Below are 6,599 nucleotides of genomic sequence, written 5' to 3' on the forward strand. Positions count from 1 at the left end.
TCCAGTCCAAGCGCCTCTGGAGCCCATCCCAGCGTAGGAATGAATGGCGGGGAATTTAAGCTTCACTTATGGAATACTTCTTCGAAACTTCTACGTTTGAAGCGCTCCCGCCATTCATTCCGGAGCGGGCAGTCAATCCCTCCCTGCGGGGCGTAGGCCGAAGCGTAGACTGGAAATCCGCTTCTTCCCTCCACTACAGCCGCTTTTTATACCCAAATAACGCACGCCAACGCAAACAAAAATCTGGAAACCTTCGCCCCTCTTTTGGTGGCAACACCTCAGACAAAATACGGATCAATTCCATGGTTGATTGCCTCATACGCAATAATGGCACCACCGGATTTTTCAACGGACAGTTTAGCAAAATCATCCAATTTTTTGGCGTAGGTAGAATTGTCATGGGTGAGCACGACTTTTTTCGTTTGGTTCGCTGCCATATAATCTGCTGCGGATTGTGCTTGATCTGGGGTTAGGCCATTGATCAAAAAGAGGGTGTCATAGCCTTGAGCGGGTAATTTGGCTGAGTTGGCTGCTGTCGTCGCTATTTTTGAATCGCAGCCATCATCAGCTACTTCGATCCTCAATTTTTTTCCAATCACTCCACCGCTGTCATTTATTTTTTTGACACCCATTTCAATGGCGTTTTGCATGTCTTTTCCATCCGTTGCATAGTTACCAGTAACTGGTAAAATTGCACCAACGACTATCACACTTCCCCATTTTTTCATTGCCCATCCCCCATTCGAATATTATTCGATTGATGTCCATTTCCAATCGATTGCCCCTAGACCATCCTGGAAGATTCCTTTTACCTTGTCATTCTTCACCCATGTATGTGTATAGAAGTAGATCGGCATAATCGGCATTTCATCCATCATGATTTGCTCGGCTTCACGCAAAATCGCCTTGCGCTTTTCTGGGTCACTCTCAGTGGCGGATTGATTCAACAGCTCTTTGAATCTCGGATTCTCCCAACGCGTGTCATTGTTTCCTCCGTCCTTTTCCTTGAACAGCTCCAGGAAGTTGATCGGATCGTTGAAGTCACCCGACCAACCGAGACGCCCGACCTGATAGTTGCCCTCGTGCATGGTCTCGAGGTACACCTTCCATTCCTGATTTTCCAGCTTCACATCTGCTCCAAGGTTTTGGCGCCATTGGTCCTGAATCGCTTCTGCGATTTTTTTATGCCCTTCGGACGTGTTGTAGCTGAGCTTGATCGGCGGCAGTTTCGAAATGCCCAGCTCTTTCATTCCTTCCTCTAACAGCTTTTTGGCTGTTTCTTGATCGTTGTCTTTGAAATAACCGCCCGTATTGAGTCCCATTGTCGGAGGAACTGCTGCCATCGCTGGCTGCTGATTCGCTTGGAGTACATTGTCGATCAAGATTTGACGGTTAATGGCGTAGGCAAAGGCTTTACGAATCTTCACGTTATTGAACGGGGGTTTCTCTGTATTGAACTTGTACCAGTAGGTAGCACCGACAGGCTTCACTTGCAGCTTTCCGCTATCTTTAAGCGCTGGCATCGCATCTGTTGGCAGCGAGCTTAACGGACTGCCTGCCCAGTCAATCTCGCCGTTTTCGAACATGGACAGCTCTGTGTTTTCATCCTCCACCATCGAGAACTCGATCTTGTCCAGCTTGACACGATCTTTGTCCCAGTAGTTGTCGTTTTTCACGAGTATCATTTTGCTTTTATGTTCCCATGACTCCATTTTGAACGGACCATTTCCTACGTGTGTTTTAGCATCTCCGGCCCATTTTTCACTGGCCTCGATTACCTTTTTATTTACCGGGAAATAAGTTTGGAAGGCAGTTAGCTCCAGAAAAAACGGAGTTGGATTCGTCAACTCTACTTGGAGGGTCTTGTCATCCACTGCTTTTACGCCGACATCATCCAAGCTGCCAGTCCCTTTGTTGGCCTTCTCCGCATTCTTAATGTAATAGAGCTGGTAGGCGTAATTCGACGCTGTCTTCGGATCGAGAGCTCGCTTCCACGCGTATTCGAAATCGTGAGCTGTTACTGGTTCTCCGTTGCTCCACTTGGAGTCTCTCAGCTTGAAGGTGTATGTTTTCATATCACTCGATACTTCGATCTTCTCGGCTACTGCTTCCTCTGGCTTGCCCGAAGACCCGATGCGTGTCAGTCCATCAAAAACTGCTTTAACGATGGCAGCAGAAGTCGTGTCTTCCGCAAGTCCAGGGTCACCTGTAGGTGGTTCGGAGTGAAGATTCCAGCGAAGGACTTGTGCTTTTGCTGGTTCATTAGCCGTGTTGGCAGGTGCTGGCTGCGTGCTCGACTGTCCACTCTGTGTTGCTTGTTCGGCTGGCTTTCCTGCTGGCTGTCCTCCTCCACATCCTGCCAACGCTAATCCCATGACTGCTAGGCTACTCATTACCGCGAACACACTTTTTTTCATTGGATCAACCCCCGTTATTCAGTCGTTATGTGTTGTTTTTCAGAATTATCAGAATGCAATAGATGTGCCAAAAATGAAAGCGGCTGTAGCTTCAATCTAGCGTTGGTTGTTGTAAACTTTTTTGTACACGGTATTACTTGTCGTGTTTCAAATCTTAGACACTGCTGTTAGACAAAAAAAGCCCCAGCCCACTTACTCGGCCAAGACTTTGTCCCTCGATTTATAAAATGATCAATTCGCGTGGTGAATGTGTAAGCATCTCATTACCACTCTCTGTGACAACCAGATCGTCTTCGATACGGACCCCACCAAGCTCTGGGATATAAATCCCCGGCTCCACAGTCAAAATCATGCCTTCTTGGAGAACAGCGGTGCAACGAGTGGACATAAATGGCTCCTCATGAATATCGAGGCCCACTCCATGCCCCATTCCATGTCCAAAACGCTCGCCATAACCGTGCTCCGTGATGTAGTCCCGTGCGAAGGCGTCTGCCTCTTTCCCGGTAATGCCGGGACGAATGCCTGCAACAGCCCTATTGCGTGCTTCCAATACGATCTCGTAGATGGCTTTGAGCTGTTCATCCGGATTGCCGACAGCAACCGTACGGGTAATATCTGAGCGATACCCTTGGTACAATGCCCCAAAATCCATCGTGACCATATCGCCCGCTTCAATCGTTTTTTCACTCGCTACGCCATGAGGAAGTGCGGAACGATAGCCAGAAGCAATAATGATGTCAAAAGCAGAGCCTGACGCCCCTTCCTTTCGCATGAACATTTCCAATTCATTAGACACTGCGAGCTCTGTGATCCCAGGACGCAGGAAGGACGTTATATGGGAAAATGCCGCATCAGCGATTTGCGCAGCCGTTCGAATGATCGCCAGTTCTTCCTTTGTCTTTAGCATCCGCAATCCCTCAATGACACCTGACGTCGGAATGAATGCTGTTTGGACGGCCTCGCTGTATTTACGATGTAAGGCAAACGAGACATTCTCCTCCTCAAAGCCGAGATGGTTGATCCCCATCGCTTCCGCCTGACGCGCTACTTCGCTGTAAACGGATTCTTTTGTCGGCAAATAAACGATCTCAAATCCTGTTGCTTGTGCTTGCGCTTGAGCTGTGTAACGGAAATCTGTGAAGAGCTTGGCCTGGTCCCTCGAAATGAGGACAACTCCGTATGTACCTGTAAAGTTTGTGAGGTATCGGCGGTTTTGTCCATTGGTGATCAACATCCCATCAATCCCCATTGAATCGAATTGTTCACGCAGTCTTGTTACTTTTTCCATCTCTGTCATCCCTCTTTTGTTTTGTCGTGATTGGGCTTTCTCTTTGAGAATATTCAGCAAGTATTGTGCCAGCCAGAACGATCTCAGTCTCTTTCCCATGGCATGACACTTGCATTTTTCAACAAGCAAGAATGAAAGGAGGCATCATCATGGAATCGCATCCATTGATTATCTGCCGTTGTGAAGAAGTAACTCTCGCTGAATTGGTAGAGACCGCCCAAACCTACCAATGTACCGCACGTGAGCTGAAGCTACGGACCAGAGCCGGCATGGGCTGCTGCGGTGGGAGAACCTGCCGTACATTGATCGATCAGATCCTTCAGCAAGTAGCTGGCCAAGTGCCTTCTCATAATGTACCTCTTGGATACCAACCGCCTATCCGTCCTGTCTCATTTCAAACGCTTGGGGGGCAACGGGCATGAATCAACGAATTGATCACCATCCGGTCCTCGGTTCACTCGGGGACAGAAAGCAGCTTCCTTTTTATTATAACGGCTCTGTCTATACGGCTTTCGAAGGCGAAACGATTGCGGGAGCGCTATTGGCCGCAGGGGTCCGTACGCTTCGGGTGCACGAAGAAAAAGGAACACCGCGAGGCATTTACTGCAATATCGGTCACTGCTATGAATGTCGCGTCCACGTAGACGGTGTTCCAACCGTGCGTGCTTGTATGACGCTTGTGCAGGAAGGCATGCAAGTAAATGCGGGTTCTCTCCTACCTACTCCCTTGAAAAAAGGAGGGCATGGTGCATGATCGACCTTCTGATCATCGGGGCTGGACCCGCGGGCTTATCCGCAGCAATTGCAAGTGCAAGGCAGGGATTGGCTGTTTGTGTAGTCGATGAGTTTTATCGCCCTGGGGGCCGCTTGCTTGGACAGCTTCACGAAGAACCGGACGGTGTGTGGTGGAATGGACTGGATGAGGCTGCTCGTCTCACGCAAGAAGCGATTGGGCTTGGCGTAGAGGTCCGTTGCGGCGTTTCCGTGTTCCATTTGACCCAATCTCAAAATGGCTGGATTGTTTCTACCACAGTGGGGGAAATGATAGCCCCGTTGCTCCTGATCGCAACGGGGGCTTCTGAGGCAGCCGTCCCCGTGCCAGGGTGGACGTTACCTGGCGTGATGTCCATTGGAGCGGCTCAAGTCATGACGAATGTACAGCGCGTGCGAGTAGGACAGCGCGGAGTCGTCATTGGAATCAATATCTTATCGGTGGCGATATCCCGGGAATTGCAGTTGGCTGGAATTACAGTGGATCGAATGATTCTCCCACCTAGTACGGCTGTCAGTGGCACTGCAGGGCAACCACAAGCTGTGATGCAATCCTTATTGCGCGTCGCCCATCTTGCCCCTTCTTTGATGATTCGGCTGGGGAGCAAACTGATGGGAAGTTCAAGGATGCAAAAACTGGCAGTGTCCCTCTATCCCTCCAACGGGTTTTCTATGTGGGACATCCCGATTCAACTGCGAACAGCAGCACTGGAAATCGTCGGAACCTTTCAAGTCGAGGGTGTCCGTATCGCCCGAGTTGCAGCCGATGGTTCACCCATAGCTGGAACCGAACAAGTCATTCCAGCTGATTTCGTCTGTATCGCAGGCGGATTAAGTCCACTCGCCGAATTGGCTGCGATTGCTGGGTGCCCTTTTGCCTATGTTCCCTCCTTGGGCGGGCATGTCCCCTTACACAATGAAAGTATGCAAACACCCGTCCCCGGACTCTATGTTGCCGGCAATATCACGGGAATTGAAAGTGCCAAAGTGGCAATGGCTCAGGGCACGGTCGCAGGACTTTCTATCGCAAAAGCTCAGGGAAAGCTAACGAATGAGCAGCCTTTATCAGATGCCATTCAACAGGTGAAAATCGTCCGCCAAAACGCAACGATTCAGTTCCATCCAGACATTGTTGCTGGGCGTACACTGGTAGGGCAAATGACAGCAGAATGGATCGCACACTAATTGGTTCTTTTCATAGGAAAAGGCAGCCTGTCATTCTTTCGCGGCAGGCTGCCTTTGTTTTTTCTTTCTGGATTGTGCTTTGGTGGTTGATGAAGATGGCAACTCTGAATCCAGAGTAAGCGTACCGTGTATTTCCTCTGCTTGTTCTTGATAGTAAGCTATGAGCTCAGGGTATTCCGCGATTTCTCTCTCTCCTGTCGGCGTGATCGCATACAGTCCTCGTTGCACACGGGTAAACCACCCATAATGATTTTGGATAAGAATCGACGAGGTTTTCTCCCCTGCCCCTTTACTCTTAAGTAATTTAGGCGATAACGGCCCATACTGCTGAAGCAACGTCGCGATTTGAATGCAGCTCTGCTTGTAGGCCGTCATGAGCTTGGTTTGATAACTGCCGCCAACATTGTAATCGCCGTATCTTCCCCGCATCTCTTCAATGATGCGGTTTCTCTTTTTTTGATTGAATTGCTTGCTTTTTACCCGATCAAATGGTCCCGGTGAAATATTCACTTCCATGACTGCGGGCCCTCTTTTTGGAAAGGACACGAGAATAAGACCGAGCTCGAGACGTCTAACCAAGTAGCATATATCTTGCCATTTTTTCGAAAACAATTTGTATTTGGGCTTCGGAATTGCCATATAAACAAAATCGGTATAGCGTTGTCGCTTGGTCGCCTGTATGAGCAATTCCACACTTAGGTTGCGCTTCAATTCAACAATGATCAGTTCCTCGTCTTTCATGGCTGTTAAATCGCAATGCTTGACCTCGCCAAAAACGTCATATCCTTGCGCGACAAAATAATTTCGAATCGGTTCGTACATGTCAGCTTCATATTTTTTCTCTGCTTTCGGTTCCATGTGCTCCCCTTCTCTTATAGGAAAAAGAGCCAATCCAATGGATTGACTCCTTTCTTCGTTATTCCTTCAAAACTGAATAT

The 6,599-nt window shown here is 48.9% G+C and carries 7 protein-coding genes; 3 read left to right on the top strand and 4 right to left on the bottom strand.

Features of this window, described 5'->3' with window-relative positions; translation table 11 throughout:
- Positions 1 to 278: 278 nt before the first annotated feature.
- From HPY31_RS27585 to HPY31_RS27595, 3 genes are all read right to left on the bottom strand, one after another.
- Positions 279 to 728 carry an ABC transporter substrate-binding protein gene (locus tag HPY31_RS27585; RefSeq protein ID WP_172143202.1) on the bottom strand — a complete coding sequence of 150 codons (450 nt, stop codon included), beginning with the start codon at positions 726 to 728 and terminating at the stop codon, positions 279 to 281.
- Between the two features lie 21 nt (positions 729 to 749).
- Positions 750 to 2,417 (bottom strand): peptide ABC transporter substrate-binding protein, encoded by a 1,668-nt coding sequence (locus HPY31_RS27590; RefSeq protein WP_172143203.1) that lies wholly within the window; start codon positions 2,415 to 2,417, stop codon positions 750 to 752.
- A 220-nt stretch (positions 2,418 to 2,637) separates the two neighbouring features.
- Complete coding sequence (locus HPY31_RS27595) at positions 2,638 to 3,705, bottom strand: M24 family metallopeptidase (protein WP_172143214.1); 1,068 nt, start codon at positions 3,703 to 3,705, stop codon at positions 2,638 to 2,640.
- A gap of 149 nt (positions 3,706 to 3,854) precedes the next feature.
- On the opposite strand from HPY31_RS27595, the gene HPY31_RS27600 reads away from it, so the two are divergent.
- Genes HPY31_RS27600 through HPY31_RS27610 form a run of 3 tightly spaced genes read left to right on the top strand, consistent with a single transcriptional unit; the run spans position 3,855 to position 5,661 of the window.
- Positions 3,855 to 4,127: a (2Fe-2S)-binding protein gene (locus HPY31_RS27600; RefSeq protein ID WP_172143204.1), complete on the top strand. Its 273-nt coding sequence runs from the start codon at positions 3,855 to 3,857 to the stop codon at positions 4,125 to 4,127.
- Positions 4,124 to 4,459, top strand: coding sequence for a (2Fe-2S)-binding protein (locus HPY31_RS27605; RefSeq protein WP_064203436.1), 336 nt, complete (start codon positions 4,124 to 4,126; stop codon positions 4,457 to 4,459). The genes HPY31_RS27600 and HPY31_RS27605 overlap by 4 nt, the downstream gene beginning before the upstream one ends.
- On the top strand, positions 4,456 to 5,661 hold the full coding sequence (locus HPY31_RS27610; protein WP_172143205.1) for an NAD(P)/FAD-dependent oxidoreductase: 1,206 nt from the start codon (positions 4,456 to 4,458) through the stop codon (positions 5,659 to 5,661). The genes HPY31_RS27605 and HPY31_RS27610 overlap by 4 nt, the downstream gene beginning before the upstream one ends.
- 30 nt (positions 5,662 to 5,691) lie before the next feature.
- Here HPY31_RS27610 and HPY31_RS27615 read toward each other — a convergent pair whose 3' ends face one another.
- Positions 5,692 to 6,519, bottom strand: coding sequence for a DUF2161 domain-containing phosphodiesterase (locus HPY31_RS27615; RefSeq protein ID WP_172143206.1), 828 nt, complete (start codon positions 6,517 to 6,519; stop codon positions 5,692 to 5,694).
- Positions 6,520 to 6,599 lie beyond the last annotated feature (80 nt).

Origin of the sequence: Brevibacillus sp. HB1.3 (genome assembly GCF_013186635.1) — a bacterium.
In the GTDB taxonomy this organism is placed as follows: domain Bacteria; phylum Bacillota; class Bacilli; order Brevibacillales; family Brevibacillaceae; genus Brevibacillus; species Brevibacillus brevis_D.